General features: G+C 66.8%; 16 protein-coding genes. 9 read left to right on the top strand and 7 right to left on the bottom strand.

The features are described from left to right. Positions 1–39: 39 nt before the first annotated feature. The 6 genes from acpP to rpsO all read right to left on the bottom strand — a co-directional run bounded on the left by acpP (position 40) and on the right by rpsO (position 5,325). The gene (gene acpP / locus NZ773_02660) at positions 40–309 is read right to left on the bottom strand and encodes an acyl carrier protein (protein MCS6800829.1); all 270 of its coding nucleotides are present in this window, start codon (positions 307–309) and stop codon (positions 40–42) included. 20 nt (positions 310–329) lie between these two features. Next, positions 330–809 carry a transcription antitermination factor NusB gene (nusB, locus tag NZ773_02665; protein MCS6800830.1) on the bottom strand — a complete coding sequence of 160 codons (480 nt, stop codon included), beginning with the start codon at positions 807–809 and terminating at the stop codon, positions 330–332. Next, positions 799–1,143, bottom strand: coding sequence for an Asp23/Gls24 family envelope stress response protein (locus tag NZ773_02670; GenBank protein ID MCS6800831.1), 345 nt, complete (start codon positions 1,141–1,143; stop codon positions 799–801). The genes nusB and NZ773_02670 overlap by 11 nt, the downstream gene beginning before the upstream one ends. After that, positions 1,140–2,483 carry an acetyl-CoA carboxylase biotin carboxylase subunit gene (gene accC, locus NZ773_02675; protein ID MCS6800832.1) on the bottom strand — a complete coding sequence of 448 codons (1,344 nt, stop codon included), beginning with the start codon at positions 2,481–2,483 and terminating at the stop codon, positions 1,140–1,142. Before accC ends, NZ773_02670 begins: the two co-directional genes overlap by 4 nt. A 206-nt stretch (positions 2,484–2,689) precedes the next feature. After that, the gene (locus tag NZ773_02680; GenBank protein MCS6800833.1) at positions 2,690–4,897 is read right to left on the bottom strand and encodes a polyribonucleotide nucleotidyltransferase; all 2,208 of its coding nucleotides are present in this window, start codon (positions 4,895–4,897) and stop codon (positions 2,690–2,692) included. Positions 4,898–5,058: 161 nt separating this feature from the next. Further along, on the bottom strand, positions 5,059–5,325 hold the full coding sequence (gene rpsO, locus NZ773_02685; GenBank protein MCS6800834.1) for a 30S ribosomal protein S15: 267 nt from the start codon (positions 5,323–5,325) through the stop codon (positions 5,059–5,061). Between the two features lie 222 nt (positions 5,326–5,547). Between rpsO and NZ773_02690 the strand changes: the two genes are divergently transcribed. The 9 genes from NZ773_02690 (at position 5,548) to NZ773_02730 (ending at position 16,812) form a co-directional block, all read left to right on the top strand. After that, entirely contained in the window at positions 5,548–6,159 is a 612-nt protein-coding gene (locus NZ773_02690; GenBank protein ID MCS6800835.1) for a TetR/AcrR family transcriptional regulator, read from the top strand. Further along, positions 6,156–7,475: an isochorismate synthase gene (locus NZ773_02695; GenBank protein ID MCS6800836.1), complete on the top strand. Its 1,320-nt coding sequence runs from the start codon at positions 6,156–6,158 to the stop codon at positions 7,473–7,475. The genes NZ773_02690 and NZ773_02695 overlap by 4 nt, the downstream gene beginning before the upstream one ends. Continuing rightward, positions 7,472–9,202 carry a 2-succinyl-5-enolpyruvyl-6-hydroxy-3-cyclohexene-1-carboxylic-acid synthase gene (gene menD / locus NZ773_02700; protein MCS6800837.1) on the top strand — a complete coding sequence of 577 codons (1,731 nt, stop codon included), beginning with the start codon at positions 7,472–7,474 and terminating at the stop codon, positions 9,200–9,202. The genes NZ773_02695 and menD overlap by 4 nt, the downstream gene beginning before the upstream one ends. Then, positions 9,199–10,032, top strand: coding sequence for a 2-succinyl-6-hydroxy-2,4-cyclohexadiene-1-carboxylate synthase (gene menH / locus NZ773_02705; GenBank protein ID MCS6800838.1), 834 nt, complete (start codon positions 9,199–9,201; stop codon positions 10,030–10,032). The genes menD and menH overlap by 4 nt, the downstream gene beginning before the upstream one ends. A 21-nt stretch (positions 10,033–10,053) precedes the next feature. Continuing rightward, on the top strand, positions 10,054–10,872 hold the full coding sequence (gene menB, locus NZ773_02710; GenBank protein MCS6800839.1) for a 1,4-dihydroxy-2-naphthoyl-CoA synthase: 819 nt from the start codon (positions 10,054–10,056) through the stop codon (positions 10,870–10,872). Next, positions 10,869–11,966, top strand: coding sequence for a mandelate racemase/muconate lactonizing enzyme family protein (locus tag NZ773_02715; protein ID MCS6800840.1), 1,098 nt, complete (start codon positions 10,869–10,871; stop codon positions 11,964–11,966). Before menB ends, NZ773_02715 begins: the two co-directional genes overlap by 4 nt. Continuing rightward, positions 11,963–13,471 (top strand): o-succinylbenzoate--CoA ligase, encoded by a 1,509-nt coding sequence (menE, locus tag NZ773_02720; protein MCS6800841.1) that lies wholly within the window; start codon positions 11,963–11,965, stop codon positions 13,469–13,471. The genes NZ773_02715 and menE overlap by 4 nt, the downstream gene beginning before the upstream one ends. Before the next feature lie 162 nt (positions 13,472–13,633). Beyond that, positions 13,634–15,202 (top strand): B12-binding domain-containing radical SAM protein, encoded by a 1,569-nt coding sequence (locus tag NZ773_02725; GenBank protein ID MCS6800842.1) that lies wholly within the window; start codon positions 13,634–13,636, stop codon positions 15,200–15,202. Positions 15,203–15,312: 110 nt separating this feature from the next. Further along, positions 15,313–16,812: a hypothetical protein gene (locus NZ773_02730; GenBank protein MCS6800843.1), complete on the top strand. Its 1,500-nt coding sequence runs from the start codon at positions 15,313–15,315 to the stop codon at positions 16,810–16,812. Here NZ773_02730 and NZ773_02735 read toward each other — a convergent pair. After that, complete coding sequence (locus tag NZ773_02735; protein ID MCS6800844.1) at positions 16,764–18,239, bottom strand: O-antigen ligase family protein; 1,476 nt, start codon at positions 18,237–18,239, stop codon at positions 16,764–16,766. The two genes, NZ773_02730 and NZ773_02735, sit on opposite strands and share 49 nt — an antisense overlap. Between the last annotated feature and the right edge of the window lie 44 nt (positions 18,240–18,283).

An 18,283-nucleotide genomic window follows, 5' to 3' on the forward strand; every position in this document is an offset into this window, starting at 1 on the left:
CCTCCCGGCGAGCGGGCAGGCGCTCCTTATCCTTAGCGCTTATTCGTCTTCGTCGTCCTCGATACCGAGGTCTTTGAGATAGTCGACCGCGTCCTGAACCGTCCGGATCTTCTCCGCATCCTCGTCGGAGATCTCGATCTCGACGCCGTCCTTCTTGAACTCCTCTTCAATGCTCATGATCAGCTCGACGAGATCCAGCGAGTCGGCATTGAGATCTTCGATGAACGAGGCGTTGGGAGTCACCTTCTCCTCATCGACGCCAAGCTGTTCAACGGTGATCCTTCGGATGCGCTCGAAAACGGTAGCCATCTCTGTTCTCCAGGCGTTCCCTAGTCGCGAGATGCTTGGGCGGCGATGGTCCCCAACACGCCATTGACGAACCGCGGAGAACTCTCGCCGCCATACAGCTTCGCAAGCTCGACAGCTTCGTTGATCGCCGCTCGGATCGGCACGCCATTATCAAAGAGGATTTCGTAAATTGCAAGACGCAAGATCGCTTTGTCCACCTTTGCCATCTGCTCGAGGGGCCAAGCGCTCGCGGCCGCGGCGAGGGCGCGGTCGATGGCCGGGAGATGCTGCGCCACGCCGCGCACGAGACGGAACGCATAGGCCGTATCGACCGGCACTCCCTCCCGCGGCGGCGCGGCAGCGGCGCGGTCATCCGCGGGAAGGGCAGCGACGCTCTCCAGCCGCCGCCGCAATGCAGCCTCCGGATCGTGGCCGGCGGTGTCATACTCGTAGAGCGCCTCGAAGGCAGCGACGCGGGCTCGCCGGCGCATCGCCGTGAGCGCGCGCCGGTCAGACGACATCTTGAATGCGCACGTTCACGACCGGCGCCCGCAGCCCGATCATTGTCTCGATCGCCGAGGCGACCTCGCGCTGAACCCGGCGTCCCACCTCGACAAGGTTCGCGCTCGCATCCACGGTCAAATCGATATCTACGTAGGCGGTCTCGTTCTCAACCTCGGCCCGGACGCCGTCGTGATACCCAGCAGGAAACGGCTTGCCCCGCGGCGGCGAGCGCCGCTTGCCGACCGCCACGACGCCCGGCACTTGCATCGCCGTCAGCGCGGCGACAGACCGGATAACCGCAGGGCTGACCCGGACGGTTCCTTCGACCGGATAGCGAGCCGGCGGGGTCATCGCGCCTCCGCGAGGATCGACTGCACCACCTCAGTATGCAGATGGCGGTTGCGGAAGGCCGGGCTGGCGAGCACTCGGCGTAAGAACGGCACCGTTGTGACCACCCCTTCGATCACCGTTTCGGCAAGCGCCCGGTCCAAGCGGGCAATCGCCTCGTCGCGCGTCCGCCCGCGAGCGATGATCTTCGCGAGCAGCGAATCATAGTATGGCGGAATAGTGTACCCCGCCATCAGATGGCTATCGACCCGGATCCCCGGGCCGCCCGGCGGGCGATAGGCGGTGACCGTCCCGACGACGGGGCGGAAATCGCGCTCCGGGTCTTCGGCGGTGACCCGGCACTCGATGACATGCCCATCGGCTTCGCTCGCGAGCGGCGCGATCCGCTCGCCCGCCGCAATCCGCAGCTGTTCCCGCACGAGGTCGACGCCGGTCAGCTCCTCAGTGACCGGATGCTCCACCTGAAGCCGCGTGTTCATCTCGATGAAGTAGTACCGTCCTTCCCGGTCGACGAGAAATTCTACTGTCCCTGCATTGACATAGCCGATTGCCGCTGCGCCGCGCACCGCGTCGTCAGCCATTGCGCGCAGCGTTTCCGGAGGAAGCGCCGGCGCCGGCGCTTCTTCAATGATTTTCTGATACCGCCGCTGGGTCGAGCAGTCGCGCGTGCCAAGCGCGATCGTCGTCCCGAAACGATCGGCCAGTACCTGCACTTCGACATGGCGGGGGCTCTCGAGATATTTCTCAAGATAAAGGTCCGCCCGCCCAAACGCTGTCTCCGCTTCGGCCTCAGCGAGCGGGTAGCAGTGGATCAGCTCCGCTTCATCGCGGGCAACGCGCATGCCGCGTCCGCCGCCGCCGAGCGCCGCCTTCAGAATGACCGGATATCCAATCGCAGCAGCACGGTCCCGCGCCTCGGCCACATTGCGCAGCGGGCGGTCTGTTCCCGGCACCGTCGGTACGCCGACTGCCGCCATCCGCGCCCGCGCCCGCGCTTTATCGCCCATCTCGCGGATCGCTTCTGCCGGCGGCCCAACGAAAACTAGGCCACAATGCTCGCAAATCTCAGGAAGGTAGGGATTCTCCGAAAGAAAACCGTAGCCGGGGTGGACCGCGTCGCAGTTGGTCAGCAGTGCCGCCGTGATGATGTTCGGGATGTTCAGGTAGCTCTTCGCGCTCGGCCCCGGACCGATGCAAATCGACTCGTCGGCCAACTGAACTGCGAGGCTGTCGCGATCGGCCTCAGAATAGCCGACTACCGAGCGGATCCCGAGGTCGCGGCAGGCGCGGATGATGCGAACGGCAATCTCTCCGCGGTTCGCAATGAACAGTTTGCGAAACACGTTACGCCCTTTCCCGCGCGGCGGTGTTCCGGGTCGCGTTTGACGATGCCTCCCGTCGACGGCCCGCAGCCCTCGGTCGACGCGCTGCCTCCGCGCGGGCTTCCTGGCGCGGGAGGCTCCCGGCACCTTCCCCCACCAGTGCGCAAGCGAACTGCCGGCTTGCAGGGGCGGCCGTCATTCGCCGAGACGACGCGGCAGAAGCGCGATTAGAGGCGCCGAGATTTACTGCCGCTCGCGCCGCCAGCGCTGCTGCTCGTGCCGCCGCGACCGCGCTCAGGGCGTCGCTCCGGCCGGTCAACTGTCTCGCCTTCTTCGAAGCCGAGACGGCCGTCTTTCCCGCCTGCAAGCAGCGCTGCCCGTCGCGAGAGGTTGATCCGCCCGAGGCGGTCGATCTCGGTCACCTTCACCACGACCTCGTCGCCTTCTTTGACGACTTCGTCGACACTGTTCACCCGATAGGGAGCAAGCTCGCTGATGTGGACTAGTCCTTCCTTGCCCGGGAGGATCTCAACAAAGGCGCCAAAACTCGCCAGCCGCGTTACCTTGCCGTGGTAGATATCGCCGACGACCACGTCGCGGGTCAGCGCCTCAATCTCGCGGATAGCAGCGGCAGCATTCGCCTCATTCGTCGAGCTGATGACGACTTTGCCGTCGTCATCGACGTCGATCTTCACCTTGTACTTGTCGATCAGGCCGCGGATCGTTCTTCCTCCCGGTCCAATCAGGTAGCGGATTTTCTCCGGATTGATCTGGAGCACGATCATGCGAGGAGCAAAGGGGCTCACTTCTGCGCGCGGCGCAGCGATCGTCTCGCGCATCTTGTTCAGAATGAACAGGCGTCCGTCGCGGGCTTGGGCAAGCGCGCGCTCCATCACTTCGATCGGGAGGCCTTTGATTTTGATATCCATCTGGAGAGCGGTGATGCCCTTCTCGGTGCCGGCGACCTTGAAGTCCATGTCGCCGAAGGCATCCTCGACGCCTTGGATATCGGTAAGAATGGCGTACTTGCCTTCCTCGCCCATGATCAAGCCCATCGCCACACCGGCGACTGGCCGCTTGATCGGCACCCCGGCATCGAGGAGGGCGAGAGTGCTTGCACAGACGCTCGCCATCGATGTCGAGCCGTTGGAGCTGAGTACCTCGCTCACCACTCGGATGGTGTAGGGGAATTCCTCCTGGTCGGGGATGACCCCTTCAAGAGCCCGCTCCACCAAGGCGCCGTGACCGATCTCGCGACGGCGAGGCGCTCCGATCCGGCCCGTTTCGCCGGTCGAGTAGGGCGGGAAGTTGTAGTGGTGCATAAACCGGCGATAATCTTCCAGCCCAAACCCCTCGATCTCCTGCTGTTCGCTGATCGAGCCGAGCGTCACTGTTGAGAGCACCTGCGTCTGTCCGCGCGTGAAGAGCCCCGACCCGTGGACGCGCGGGAGGAGCCGCACCTCGCAGCTGATCGGGCGGATTTGCGTCGTGGTGCGGCCGTCAGGCCGGCGGCCATGGTCGAGGATGTCGCGGGTGAGCTGCGCCTCGATCGCGGCATCGAAGGCGGCGTGAATCAGCTTCGGCTCGTAGCGGTCAGCGAGCGCTTCGAGCACTTCCTGCCGCAGGGCGTTGGTAGCTGCCTCGCGCTCCGCTTTGACCGCGTGATGAAGCGCATCGGCAAGCCGTCCTCCGAGCACCCGCTTCACGTCCTCTGCAAGCCCCGCCGGCTCCTCGGCGAGCGGAACTTGCATCTTCGGCTTGCCGCAGGCGCGTACCAGCTCCTCCTGCAGTTCGATCACTGCTTGGTTGGCATCATGCCCAAACCGGATCGCCTCGATCATCGCCCGCTCCGGCACCTCATTCGCGCCGCATTCAACCATGAGGATGGCGTTGCGGGTGCCAGCGACGGTGAGGTCAAGCTTCGACCGCAGCAGTTCGCTGCTCGTCGGGTTGAGGACGAGCATGTTGTCGACAAGGCCAACGCGAACCCCGCCGACCGGGCCGTCAAAGGGAATATCCGAGATGCTGAGGGCAGCAGAGGCGCCGATGATCGAAAGGATGTCCGGCTGATTTTCTCGGTCGGCGGACAAGACGGTCGTCACGATCTGCACTTCGTTGCGCATCCGTTTATCGAAAAGGGGACGAAGCGGTCGGTCGGTTAGGCGCGCCGCAAGGATCGCGTCCTGACTTGGGCGGCCTTCGCGCCGCAGAAAGCTTCCAGGAATTCGACCCGCAGCATATTGGCGCTCTTCGTAGTCAACGGTCAGCGGGAAGAAGTCGATGCCTTCCCGGGCACTCTTGCTCATGACAGCCGTGACCAGAACGACAGTGTCGCCATACTGGACTGTCACGGCGCCGTTGGCCTGCTCGGCGAAGCGGCCTGCTTCGAGGATGAGGGCCCGTCCCCCAATCTCACGCTCGACGCGATGAATCATCTTCCACTTCCCCGCCCGACGCAGCATCGCGCCAGACGTCTCGAACCTTGTGAAGGAAGGGAGGGCAGGCGAGAACGGCCCAGGTCACCGCAGCCAAGCCGCCTGCGGGCGGCTTGAACGGGGAGAGGGGCGCAGCCGCACGAGAGACGACGTCACCTTGGTTATTTGCGCAGCCCAAGCCGCGCGATCAGGGCGCGGTAGCGGTTGACGTCTTCCCGCGCGAGATACGCCAGCAGCCGGCGGCGCTGGCCGACCATCATCAGCAAGCCGCGCCGGGAATGGTGATCGTGCTTGTGCTCGCGCAGGTGGTTGGTTAGGGCATTAATCCGTTCGGTCAGGAGCGCAACTTGGACCTCAGGCGAGCCGGTATCGGTAGGATGCGTTCGGAACTGCTCGATAATCTGCTGCGTTCGCTCTTTACTTAGCACGCCCGCGTTCCCCTTTCTCTCACTCTGCGCCGCGCGTCGGGCGTCCTCGCGGCGCCCCGATTGGGCACTGGTTCGTACGTTCTCGTTCTTCCTTCCAGCACGAAGTATAGCAGGTTCCTTCACCCCTTCTTCGCGGTTCGCGGCCGCGCAGTTGTCAAGCGCGCGCCGGCATGCTACCATAGCTCCAACCGACTTGTCAGTCGGTTTAGAAAAGAGTGAAACATGAATCAGGTGCGAGCGCGCGACCGGCGCGATGGAATTCTCGATGCAGCGCTGCGGGTGTTCGCCCGGGCAGGGTATCACCTCGCCAGTGTCGATGAGATCGCCCGCGAAGCGCGCACCTCCAAGGGCGGGATCTACTTCCATTTCCCGAGCAAGGAGCGGCTCTTTCTCCTCCTGCTCGACCGCGCCGCTGCCCAGCTTCGCGCCCGCGTTGAGACGGCGATCGCGGCAGCCCCGGACCCCGTCGCCAAAATCGAGGCCGCGCTGGGGGCTGTTCTCGACGCTTTTGCCTCTCATCGCGACCTCGCCCGCCTCTTCCTCGTCGAGGGGGTCGCCGCCGGACAGCCCATTCGGCAGCGGCTGCGAGCGCTCCATGACGAATTCACCTCGCTGATCCGCGACCAGCTCGACGACGCTGTCGCCGCCGGCGCAATCGCCCCGATCGATACCGCCCTTGTTGCCCAAGCGTGGTTCGGCGCCCTGAACGAGGTCGTGACCGCCTGGTCGCACGCCGAGCCCCCCGCTTCGCTGCGCGAGGCGTATTGGACATTGCGCCGCCTTTTCCTGCGCGGGGTCGGGCTCGATCCTGAGCGCTCATCGGAGCAGCCATGACGATTGCCGCCCGCGAAGCTGCCGCCTCTCTCCGCCCGCCCCGCCTTCGGGTGACGGTTTCGCGGCTCGCCGGCGCTGACCCCCTCGCGCTGTTTGCCGAGCGCGGTCAGGAAGACGCTTTCTTCTGGGCGCATCCGGCGACCGGCCGCGCCTTCGCCGGCGTCGGCGCGGCGGCTGTTTTCCGCGCTGCGGGACCGGATCGCCTCGAGCGCGCGGACGCGTGGTGGCGAGCGCTGGTGGAGGCGAGCGAGGTCGACGCCCCCGCCGATGCCCCAGCAGCGCCTCTCTGCGTCGGCGGGGTCGCCTTCGACCCTCATCGCCCCCTTGCCCCGCACTGGGATCCCTTCGGCAGCGCTTGGTTCTTTATCCCGGCCGTCGCTGTCGTCGTCGAGTTCGGCTCCGCATGGCGGGTCGACTGCGGGTCCGTCGCCTCTCCCCTCCGCGCTCTCGACGGCGAGGCAGCCGACCTCCGCCTCGCGCCGGCAGCACCCGCAGCTTTCTGCCTTTCCGACGGCGCCCTTTCTTTTCGGCGCGCTGTCGAGCAGGTCGTCGCTGAGATTGCGCGCGGCGCGTTCGAGAAGCTGGTGCTCGCCCGCGAAGTGATCTACCGCAACGCGGCGCCGTTTCCTGTTCTCTCCGCGCTCGACCGCCTGCGCGCCGCCTACCCCGGATGCGCCACATTCGCTGTTGCCCGCGGGGAGCGCGTCTTCCTCGGCGCAACGCCCGAGCGACTGGTCCGCTTGACTGGCAGCACGCTCCAGACGATGTGTCTCGCCGGCTCTGCGCCGCGCGGCGCCACCGCCGAGACCGATGCGCGTCTCGCGCTCTCCCTGCTTGGGGACCCGAAGGAGCGACGAGAGCACCACTTCGTCGTCGCCGCGATGCGCGAGGCGCTTACCCCGCTTTGCAGCAGATTGGACATCCCCGCGCAGCCGACCGTCGTCAGTCTACCGAACCTTCACCACCTGAAGACCTCGGTCACCGGTCAGCTCCGGGGCGAGGAGACAATCTTCGCCGTGGTTGACCGTCTTCATCCTACTCCTGCCGTCGGCGCGGCTCCCCCGTCGGCTGCCTTCCCGGCGATCCGCCGGCACGAACCGTTTGACCGCGGCTGGTTCGCCGCCCCGCTCGGTTGGCTCACGCCGACGGACGGGGAGTTCGTCGTCGCCCTCCGGTCGGCGCTGGTCACCGGAGAGGAAGCGAGACTGTACGCCGGCTGCGGGATCGTCGCCGGCTCTGATCCCGAGCGGGAACTGCAGGAGACAGAGTTGAAGCTGCAGCCGATGCGCGAAGCATTGCAGGTGAGCGGGCCATGAGCCATGCCGAGACGCTGCGGAGCTTCATCGGCGCCTTCGTCGACGCCCTCGCCGCTGCGGGCGTCCGCGAGGCAGTGATCTGCCCGGGCTCGCGCTCAACGCCGCTCGCGCTGCTGCTCCGGCGCCATCCCCGCATCCGGACGTGGGTCCTTCTCGATGAGCGCTCCGCCGCCTTCTTCGCGCTTGGGCTTGCGAAAGCGGAGCGCAATCCCGTCGCCGTCGTCGCGACCTCAGGAACAGCGACCGCCAATTTCTTCCCTGCCGTCATCGAAGCGTATTACGGCCGGGCGCCGCTCCTTGTGCTCACCGCCGACCGGCCTCCCGAGCTGCGCGAAGTGGGCGCCCTCCAAACGATCGACCAAGTGCGGCTGTATGGCGGGCAGGTCAAGTGGTTTCAGGAGCTGCTTCTTCCCGAGCCCGGCCCACGAGCGGCGCGGCAGGCGCGGATGGTCGCCGCCCGCGCCGTCGCGCTCGCCAAGGGAGATCGCCCCGGCCCGGTTCATATCAACGTGCCCGTCCGCGAGCCGCTTCTCCCTGCGCCCGGCCTGCCGCCCGCTGCGCCGGCGCCGACGATCATCGAAGGTGACCGCGTCCTCCCTCCCGGCGCCATCGCCGACCTCGCAGCCTCGCTGGCGAGAGCGCGGCGCGGGGTCATCGTCTGCGGGCCACAAGACGACCCGGCCTTTCCCGCCGCCGCAGCGCGCCTCGGGGCCGCGTTGAGATGGCCCGTGCTCGCCGATGTGCTCTCGCAGCTGCGCGGCAGCGAGTGCGGAGCAGATACGGTGCTCGCCGCCTACGACCTGTTCCTGCGCGAGCCGGCAGTTACGCAGGCGCTTGCCGCCGACTGCATCGTTCGCTTCGGCGCGACACCGGTGTCAAAGGCGCTGCAGAGCTATCTCGAGCAGTCGACGGCACGCCAAGTTGTCATTGACCCGGGAGGATGGCCCGACCCTGCCGTGACGGCGACCGACATTATCTGGGCGAGCCCCACCGCGCTGTGCGCTGCCCTTGCCGAGCAAGTCGGCGCCAGTGCGGCAGACCCCGGCTGGCTGGTGCGCTGGCAGGCGCTCGAGACTGAGGCGCGGCGCGCCTTCGAAGAAGCACTCGCGGCGGAGCGAGCGCTGTCGGAGCCGGCCGTGTTCGCCGCCCTCGCGCATGCGCTGCCAGCAGGCGCAACGCTTGTGCTCGGCAACAGCATGCCGATCCGCGACGCCGAGACTGTTCTCCCGGTCCTCGGGCGGCGCGTCCGCATGCTCGCCAATCGCGGCGCGAGCGGGATCGACGGGGTGGTCTCGACCGCGCTTGGGGTCGCCGCCCTTCGCCAGCCCGTCGTTCTCGTCCTTGGGGACCTCTCCTTCTACCACGATCTCAACGGCCTGCTCGCCGCCAAGCGCTATCGCCTGAGCGCGACGATCATCGTGATCAACAATGACGGGGGCGGCATCTTCTCCTTCTTGCCGCAGGCCGAGCAGGCAGACCATTTCGAAGAGCTGTTCGGCACCCCGCATGGGCTCGATTTCACGCCGGCGGCCGACCTGTACGGGCTGACCTACCGCCGCGTGGAAGGAGCCGACCATCTGCGCGGCCTCGTAGCCGCCTCGCTCGAAGCGCCGGGGGTCACTGTTCTCGAGGTCCGCACTCGTCGTGACGAGAACGTCGCCGTCCACCGGCGCTTGATGGCGGCGGTCTCGGCAGCGCTTCGCGGCGTGGAGCTGCGTTCGCCATGACGAGCGTCGCTGTCCGGGGAGTTCGCTACCACGTTGCGCGCTGGGGCGCTGGCCCTCCGCTCGTGCTGCTCCACGGCTTCACGGGCAGCGTCGAGACGTGGCGGCCATTCCGGAAGGCGTGGCGAGGCCGGCAGCTGATCGCGATCGACCTCATCGGCCACGGCCGAACCACACTGCCGCGTGACCCGGAGCGCGCGACGATGGCTTCGAGCGTCCGCGATCTCGCCGCTCTCCTCGACGCGCTCGGGATTGCGCGCGCGGCGGTCCTCGGCTACTCGATGGGCGGACGTCTCGCGCTCCGCTTTGCGCTCGCGTTTCCTCACCGGGTCAGCGCCCTTATCCTCGAAAGCGCCTCCCCGGGGATCGCCTCTGCTCAGGAACGGCAGGAGCGGCTTGCCGCCGATGAGCAGCGAGCCCGTCTGCTGGAGCGCGACGGCATCGCCGCCTTCGTCGAGCAGTGGGAAGCGCTGCCGCTGTGGGCCAGCCAAGCACGGCTGCCGCCGGCAGTGCGGGCACGGCTCCGCCAGCAGCGGCTGGCCTGCTCGGCAGAGGGGCTCGCCCTCAGCCTGCGCGGGATGGGCGCCGGCGCTGAGGAGCCGGTTCTGGACTGCCTCGTCACCTTCGCCATGCCCGTTCTCCTCATTGCCGGCGCCGAGGACCCGAAATACGTCGCGCTCGCTCAGGCGATGGCAGACCGGCTGCCGAAGAGCGACATCGCGATCCTGCCCGGGGCCGGGCATGCCACCCATCTCGAGCAGCCGGCTCAGTTCGCTGCTGTCGTCGACCGCTTCCTCCGCTCGGCCTTTCCGCTCGAGCCGCCTGTCCGCTGAAGCTCCTGAAGGAGGTGCGAAATGCCAGTTGCGTGGCAAAAGCAAGGAGAGTATGAAGACATCATCTACGAGACCGCCGAGGGGATGGCAAAGATCACGATCAACCGTCCCCACGTTCGCAACGCCTTTCGTCCCAAGACCATCGTCGAGCTGCAGGATGCGTTCCGCCGTGCCCATGCCGACAACAGCGTCGGCGTCGTCATCCTGACCGGCGCAGGAACAGAAGCCTTCTGCTCCGGGGGCGACCAAAAAGTGCGCGGCCACGGCGGCTATGTGGACGAGGAAGGCGTGCCCCGGCTGAACGTGCTGGAGCTGCAGCGCCAGATCCGGCTGCTGCCGAAGCCGGTTATCGCCATGGTCGCCGGCTACGCGATCGGCGGGGGCCATGTGCTGCATGTCATTTGCGACCTGACGATCGCCGCCGACAACGCGCGCTTTGGGCAGACCGGCCCGAAAGTCGGCAGCTTCGACGGCGGCTATGGGGCGCTGATGCTGGCGCGGATCGTCGGCCACAAAAAGGCGCGGGAGATCTGGTATCTCTGCCGGCAATACACCGCGCAAGAAGCGCTCGAGATGGGATTGGTCAACGCTGTGGTGCCGCTCGAGCGGCTTGAGGAAGAGACGGTGAAGTGGGCGAAGGAGATCCTCGAAAAGAGCCCGACGGCCATTCGGCTGCTCAAGGCCTCGTTCAACGCCGACACCGACGGGCTGGCCGGCATCCAGCAGCTTGCGGGCGACGCAACTCTCCTCTACTACCTCACCGATGAGGCAAAAGAAGGGCGCAACGCCTTTATCGAGAAGCGGAAGCCCGACTTCTCGAAATTCCCGCGCTTTCCGTGATCATCGACCGCCTGCGCGCGACGCACGTCCGGGTGCCGCTCCGTCGGCCCTTCGTCACGGCGCGCGAGGTTCTTCGGGCGCGCGATATCTGGATCGTCCGCCTCGACAGCCGCGAGGGCCTGACCGGAACGGGGGAAGCCGCTCCTCTCCTCGGCCACGGGCTCGCGGCGGGACCTCCTGTCGCGAGGCTGCTCGATGCCGTCCGCCAGGCACTCCCCGCCGCTCTCGACTGCCTTCCCCTTCCACGGGGAACAACCGCGACTGAAGCAGCGGTGCGCTTCGCCCTCGAGACCGCGCAGCTCGATCTGCAGGGACAGCTGACCGGGCGATCGCTCGCCGAGCTGCTTGGGAAGAAGCGACAGGCTTTTCCGGTCAACGCGGTCCTCGGCGCAGCCGCAGACGACGAGGTAGTCGCCGAAGCAACAGCAGCGGTCGCGGCCGGGTTCGGAACGATCAAAGTGAAGGTGGGCGGCCGCCCGCTCGCCGATGACCTCCGCCGGCTCGAGCGCATCCGAGCGGCGGTGGGGCCGACCGTCCGACTGCGCATCGATGCCAACGGCGCGTGGGATGCGTCGGCCGCCCTCGCTGCGCTCCGCGCCTTTCGCCCACTCGGGCTTGAACTTGTGGAGCAGCCGGTTGCCCCGGGGCAGCCTGCGCTCCTCCGTCGGCTGCGTGAGCAGAGCGAGGTCCCGATTGCGGCAGATGAGGACGTTGCGTCGCTCGAAGCGGCGGGGCAGCTCCTCGCCGCCGATGCCGTCGACCTGCTCGTGCTGAAGCCGATGATCCTCGGCGGCCTCCGCGCTGCGCTCGACCTCGCCGTTCGAGCCTTCGACCGCGGGGTGCGCTGTTTTGTCACCACCACCATTGAGAGCGGCATCGCGACAGCTGCAGCAGCGCAGCTGGCAGCTGCGCTGCCGGGCGCAGTGCCGGCGTGCGGCCTTGCGACTGGGCCGCTCCTTGCAAGCGATCTTCTGGCCCAACCGCTGCCGCTGTGCCGCGGGACGATGTACCTGCCGGGCGGCCACGGGCTCGGCGCGCCGCTAGATGAGCGCGAGCTTGCCCGCTTTGCCGTCCGAGAGAGCCTGGAAGAATGAGCGAGCAGATCCCCGAATGGCTGAGCCAGCGCGCCCGGCTGACCCCCGACCGGCTCGCCGTGCAATGCGAAGCAGTTGCGTGGAGCTATCGCGACCTCGACGCGCGAGCCAGTCTTGTCGCCGCCCATCTTGCGGAGTGCGGGGTGCGGGCGGGAGAGCGGGTTGCTCTCCTCGCCGACAGCAGCCCGGAGTATGCGGCCGCCGTCCATGGCGTGCCGCGCGCCGGGGCGGTTCTCGTTCCGCTCAATACTCGGCTGACCGTGGACGAACTCGCCTGGCAGATAAGCGACTGCGCGGCCTCGATCGTGATTGCGGACGCGGCGCACTACCAGCGCGGCGCGGCGGCGGCGGCCGCGGCCGGGAGAGCGGCGCCCCTCGACCTCGTCGCCCTGTGCGCTCCCGACCGGCCCTCGCCTCAGCCTGAGGTACGATGGGTCCGGAGTGAGACTGTCCACACCATCATCTACACCTCGGGGACAACCGGACGGCCAAAAGGGGCGCTGCTCACCTACGGGAATCACCTGTGGAGCGCGGTCGGCGCAGCGCTCCGCCTTGGGCTCTCTGCCCAAGACCGGTGGATCGCCTGCCTTCCTCTCTTCCACGTCGGAGGATTGTCGATCCTAATCCGAGCGGCGCTCGTCGGCAGCGCGGTTGATCTCCATCGCAGCTTCGTCCCGGCGGCGGTGAACCGCGCGATTGACGGGGGAGCGACGATCGTCTCGCTTGTGGCGGTGATGCTGCAGCGTCTTCTTGACGACCGCGCCGGCCGCCCCTACCCGCCAACGCTGCGCTGTGTTCTGGTCGGCGGCGGACCGCTTCCCCACAACCTGCTGCGACGCGCCGTCGCGGCGGGCATGCCGGTCGTCCAAACGTATGGGCTGACTGAGGCCGCTTCGCAGGTGACCACGCTCGCGCCGGAGGAAGCCGTCACGCGGCTCGGCGCTGCGGGAATGCCGCTCTTCCCCACCGAAATCCGCATCCTCGCCCCGGACGGGTCGCCTCTGCCCGCCGGCGTGCCGGGCGAGATCGCCATCCGGGGGCTCACCGTCAGCCCGGGCTACGTCGGGCATTCCGCCGTGCGCCCCGACGGCTGGTTTCGGACCGGCGACATCGGCCAGCTCGATGCCGATGGCTACCTCACCGTGCTCGACCGCCGGGACGACCTCATTATCAGCGGAGGCGAAAACATCTCGCCGGCGGAGGTCGAAGCGGTCCTCCGGGAGCACCCTGCCGTGATCGATGCGGGTGTGGTCGGCGCGCCAGACCCGATATGGGGACAGCGCGCGGTCGCGTTTGTGGTTCTCGCCGGCGACTCCCAGCCCGACCTCGAGGCGTTCTGCCGCTCCCGCCTCGCTGGCTACAAGACGCCGCGTCAGTTCATTGCCGTCGCGGACTTGCCGCGCAACGCTGCAGGCAAGCTGCTGCGAAGTGAGCTGCGCCGCTGGCTGACCCCCTACCTCGAAGAAGGCGCAACCGCCACGAGCGACTCGGAGGAGGAGCGCTAGCCGCCTGTCAGGACGGCTCACCCTCTCCTCACGCTTCCCCCCGCCGCGGGCAGTCCTACGCCGTGCCGTGGCACCTCCGGAAGCGCTGCCGTATCGTTTGCGAAAGAGCGGTGTTCTAGAGATGACAGAACCTGTCACTCTGCTCATCAACTGAGAGGGGATATGGCGACGACGCTCCTTCCCATGTTCACCCCGAGGAAGGCGCCGGTTGTTCCGAACCTGAACCTGCAGAACAAGCCGACGCGGCGCGTTATGTTCGTTCAGCCGCGTTCGACCGGAGGAAATTTCGAATACGTGGCGATCTTTCGCCAAGGTATGCTCTTTCTCTCTGGTGCCTTGCGCGATTATGACGGCGCCTATCACTACGAGCGGTCGATTTGGATGGAAGACCGCAGCGGCCCGATCGACCCCGGGAAAGACCTCGAAGGGGTTGATATTCTCTGTCTCACCTGCCTGATCAATGAGGCGCCGCGCGCGTACGAGATCGGGCGGCTGGCCAAGCTCTACCACCCGACGATCAAGATCATCGGCGGCGGGCCGCAAATGGGGCCGCTTCCTGCCGAGGCGATCGAGCACGGCAAGGTCGACGTCGTCGTCCAGCGCGAAGGCGAAGATGTCATTGGGCCGATCTGCGACCTGCTGCTCACCTATGAGGGAGCCGATCTCGTCCGCGAACTGAAGAAAATCGGCGGCATCGCCTTTCTCGACGAGGGCAAAGTCGTCGAGACGCGGCCGCACCGCCCCGCGATCCCGGCGGATTTCGTCAAGCTGCCGGACTACGACTCGATCCTCGACCTGACCCCGAAGAACCCGATGGCCGCCGGCGTCCTCGAGACGGTGCGGGGCTGCACTGAGAACTGTTCGTTCTGCGAGGTTATCCAGCAGTTCAAGGGCTATCGGATGGTCAGCCGCGAGGTCGAGCTCGCCCGCATCGCGCAGCTGCAGGACCTCGCCGACCGCGGGCTTATCTTCCGGTCGCCGCTGGACGGCCGCTTTGCGGTCTTCGTCTCCGACGACCTCCATGCGCCGCCGCTGCGGGCGACGAAGTTCTACCAGGAGCGCTTGGCGCGGATCCGCACCTGGAAAGATCACACGAAAGGCATGTTCCTGATCAGCCAAAACCGTGCCGAGCTCGGCCAGAGCCCCGAGATGATGGAAGCGTATCTCGAGGCGGGGATGGAGATGCTCTATCTGGGGGTCGAGTCCTCGAACGCCGAGGCGCTCAAGCTGATCCGGAAACGGCAGGAGCCCGGCCAAGTGCATCGCGACCTGACGGAACTGAACCGCCGCGGCTTCATTGTGGTGGCGATGACCATCATCGGGCTGCCGGGCGACACCGAAGAGTCGATCATGGAGATGGCCGATTGGGTGCGCAGCGTCAGCCGCTACCAAACGGCCAACCTGCTGACGCCCTTGCCGGCGACGATCAACTGGCCGAACCCCGAGAAGGGCTGGCCGGGGCTGATCCCCCTCGATGAGGACGGCAGCATCTTGCCCCCGGGCAAGCTTCGGCCCTATGCCCTCTATACCGGCCGGCAGTTTGTCCACTACGATGAGCGCTGGTCGATGCAAGAGTCGCGGGAGCTGTACCGCAAATACACCGAGCGGCTGCGCCCGGTTGACTCGCTCTACGCCCGTATCTACCGGATGATCAAATACAAAGCTGAACGGGGCGAATTGAAGCAAGGCGCGCCAACCCGCGTCGGCACCGAACTGCCGGCGCGCATTTAGCCGAACAGCAGCGGCTCGGCAAGTTCGTCGCCGCTCTCTCCTCGCTTGACCGACCTGACTGCGGATGACAATACTCCGCCGAGCAGGCACACTTCGCCGGAGGGAGGCCGATGGCTGCTGCCGAGCGGACCGAGCTGACGATCCCGGGTCAGCCGTCCTCGCTTCCTCTCGCCCGCGCCTATGTCGAGCACCTCTTCCGCGGCGCGGGATGCTCGGCCGCCGACGCGCAGCAGGCGGGCGAGGTAGGGGCCGCAGCGCTGACGCTCGTGCTCGACCGGCTTGACCCTGCTGCGCCCGGCTCAATCAAACTGAGCAGCGAAGTGACGGCGACGACAATCCGGCTGACGATCTCCGACTTGGGGTTGCCGTTCGATCCGGAGCAGAACGTTACCCTCACCCCGCCCCGCTTTCGTCCTCTCGAAGAGAACCCCGAGCGTCGCCACGCCTCCCGGCTGATCCGGCAGTTTTTCGACGAGGCACGCTGGGTCAACCTCGGTCCGCGAGGGATGGAGCTCCGACTGAGCAAGCGACTGCCGACCGCCGACATCACCCAACGGCTGCCGGCGGCGGCGCTTACCCCGTGGAGTGAGGACGTCGTCGCCGCGCCGCCCCAAGAGTATGCGATCCGGCGCATGCGGCCGGACGAGGCGATCGGGGTCGCCCAGTGCATCTTCCGCACCTACGGCTACACCTATCCGAATGAAGACCTCTATTACCCCGACCGGATTGTCGAGCAGAATGAGCGGGGCGAACTCGTCTCCGTCGTTGCCGTGACGATGAGCGGCGAACTCGTGGGGCATTACGCCCTCGAACGGCCGGGTCTTGGTCCCCTCGCCGAGAGCGGCCAAGCTGTGGTCGTGCCCGCGCATCGAGGACGGAACCTCATGGAGCGGATGCGCGCCTTCCTCGTCGAGGAGGCGAAGCGGCTCGGGCTGGCCGGCATCTACAGCCAGCCCGTCACCAACCATCCGTTCAGCCAGCGCGTCAACGAGCGGTTCGGAGCGAAGGTGTGCGGCATCTCGCTCGGTCTCGCTCCCGCTTCCATGCAGTTCAAAGCGATCGATGAGACGCTGGAACAGCGCGTCTCCACGATGCTGTACTTCACGCCGCTCCGGCCGCTCAGCGGAGAAGAGCGGTACGCCCCGCCTCGCCACGCGGCGATGCTGCAGCGGATCTATGCCCAATTCGGCGTCGCGCCCCGCTTCGCTCGCGGCGCGGCGCTCTTTGGTTTCGGGCAAGTCGATGTCAGCTTCGACCGAGGGCTGCGGCGCGGCCGCATCAGCGTTCACGCGATCGGAGCTGACACGCCGGCCGAGATTCGGCAGGCCCAGCGGGTTCTCGTCGAGACCGGCAGCGCCGAGGTTATCTACCTCGAACTGCCGCTCTCCCACCCGAGCACGCCGGCGCTCTGCGACTACGCCGAGCGCGCGGGGTTCTTTTTCAGCGGTCTCGGCCCCTATTTCGCTAAGGACGGCGACGTCCTGCGGCTGCAGTATCTCGCCGTGCCGCTCGACCCCGCCCGCCTCGAGATCGTCAGCGACTTCGGCAAGGAACTGCGCGATTACATCGTCGAGGACTGGACGCGCGTCCGCGCGCTTGCATCTTCGTAGGCGCGGGGCACCGCTGCCACACCAGAGGCACGGCCAAGGCGCCGGGCGACCATTGCGATCCCGACATTCATCCAGAAGAGCGCGATCGTCTGCGGGAAATGCAGGTTGAAGAAATAGTGGTCAAAGACCCCAGCGACGAGGGCACCGGTGAGCGCCCCGATCGCGCCGAGCAGCACCGCTTCATCCTCCGGGGCAACGAGCTGACGCCAAGCGCGCAGTGACGTGACATAAAATGTCACAATGACGATTAGGAAGCTGCTCAGGCCCACCAGTCCCATCTGCTCCGCAATCAGGAGGTAGACCGAACTGGCGGCGATGTACAGTTCGAGGTCGGGCGCGGCGCCGAAGCCGACGCCGAACCAGGGGTAGGCCTGAATGAGGCGAAGCGCGTCCCGGTATTCCCCAAGCCGCATCTGGGCGGCGCGATCCTCGAACTCGATCCCCGACTGGAACCGATCGACCACGAGGTCGCCCCACGGCGTGACTGCGATCGTTGCGGCGACGAGAAGCGCAACCAGCCAAATCCGGCGGTAGCGGAGCGTCGCGAGGAGCGCGCCCGCCGCCATTGCGCCTGCCCATGAACTCCGGCTGAAGGTGAGCACCAAGCAGAGGAGCATCGCCGCAAACGCGGGGAACAGCCAGACGCGCGGCAGGACCGGCTTCGGGCTGAACAGTTGGGTTGCGGTATAGGGTGCGGTCAGGAGGAGCGTTCCTGCCAGCACATTCGGGTCGACGCTCGTGCCGACCGCCCGCAGCAGCTGCGACTCCGCGATTGTGCGGGTGACGATCGACCCCGAGGGGTAGTAGCCGATCGCGCGCAAGCTGAGGAGGATCCGAGTCGCGAGGTCCTGATCAAGGAAGTACAGGACTATGCCGATAAGCGATGCTCCCGTCGCGCCGACGATGAACGTCTGCGCAAGCCGCCGCAGCGCCGGCCGGTCGTCGACCATGTTGACGACGGTGAAAAAGAAGAGAATGCCGTTGATCGTCTTCAGAAAGAAGCGCGTCAGCTCCGCCGTTGTCGACTGAATCCCGAAGATAAACGATGCGATCGCCAAGCCGATGAAGACGAGGATCGGCCCGTCGAGCGGGGTCGTCTGAACCGTCTCTTGGCGGCGGAGCAGCAGGCGAAGGATCCAGAGCAGCAGCAAACTGGCAAGAATGGCATCAACGAAGGTCAGCCGAACGCCGCCGATCGGGATCGGAATAACCGCGAAGGGAAGAAGCGTCACGGTGAGAATGAAGGCGACGAAGCCGACCAGCGGCTGAACGAGAATGCCGATCCCGGCGGCGATGCCGAGAACGAGGGCGAAGCCGGCAACAGGATGGACGCGCACGCCAAGCGCGGCGCCGCCGACGACGGCCAGCAACCCCGCCGCAATGAGAAGAGCGCGGGCTGCGGCCGGAGAGAGCGCCGAGACAGTCACGGCCGGATTGTAGCCGCTCCCGACGCCGGGGAAGACGGCGCCGG

The organism is Dehalococcoidia bacterium, assembly GCA_025054935.1.
Taxonomy (GTDB): domain Bacteria; phylum Chloroflexota; class Dehalococcoidia; order SpSt-223; family SpSt-223; genus JANWZD01.